The 882-nt window shown below is 74.5% G+C and carries 1 protein-coding gene; it reads left to right on the plus strand.

All coding sequences use genetic code 11. The features are described 5' to 3' along the window. Positions 1 to 40: 40 nt before the first annotated feature. Positions 41 to 882: histidine kinase (locus CCN33_RS30640; protein ID WP_244173999.1), on the plus strand; the 842-nt coding region annotated here is incomplete at its 3' end.

The raw sequence follows: 882 nt of genomic DNA on the forward strand, positions 1-882 counted from the left end.
GTCCGAGGGGCGCCCCGACTCTGCCGGTGGTGGGCCCGCCGTGCCCCCCGAGGGGCTTCAGGTGCGGGCCCTGCAGGCCGTCGGGCGGCAGGTGTTCGGGTTCCGGCTGGCGATGATCGTGCTGGCCGCGCCCGCAGCGTTGCTGAACGCGGCGCCGGGGCTCGGGGCGCGGCTGGTCGGGGCGGCCGTGGTCGTCACGTTCATGGTGTCGTACGTGCTGTTCCGGGACTGGGGGCGGTTCGGGCCGCTGCTGCTGCGGCATCCGAGCCTGCTCGCCGTCGACACCCTCTTCGGGTCCCTGCTGCTGATCTCCGCCGGGCCGGACACCACCCTCGCCTACGTCAGCGTCTGCACGCCGCTGCTCGCCGGGCTGCTCTACGGCTGGCGCGGTGCCGCCTTCTTCGCCTCCCTCCAGTCACTGATCCTGCTCCTCGTCCACGCCACCCTGGACGCCGAACGGCACACCGGGCCGGCGGAGACCCTGCTGCTGCCCGGCCTGTGCGTCATCACCGGCGCGATGGGCTCCACCCTGCGCCAATTGATGCTCCGGCTCGGCACCGCCACCCACGCCCTGACGGCCGTACGCGCCCGACTCGCCGCGGCGGAGGCCGTACAGTCCGAACGCGCACGTCTGGCACGCGAGATGCACGACTCCCTCGCCAAGACCCTGCACGGCGTGGCCCTCGCCTCCGACGCCCTCGCCGTCACCGCCTCCGCCGCCACCCCCGACCCCGCCCGCCTGCGTCAGGAGGCGGAACTGGTCGCCCGCTCGGCCCGCCGGGCGGCGGCGGAGTCCCGCGCACTCCTCTCCGACCTCCGCGAGGAGGTGCCCCAGGCCCCGCTGTGGCCACAACTGAACCTCCAGGCAGCCGACTTCACCAC

The sequence above is a fragment of the Streptomyces recifensis genome (genome assembly GCF_002154615.1).
GTDB classification, from domain to species: domain Bacteria; phylum Actinomycetota; class Actinomycetes; order Streptomycetales; family Streptomycetaceae; genus Streptomyces; species Streptomyces griseoluteus.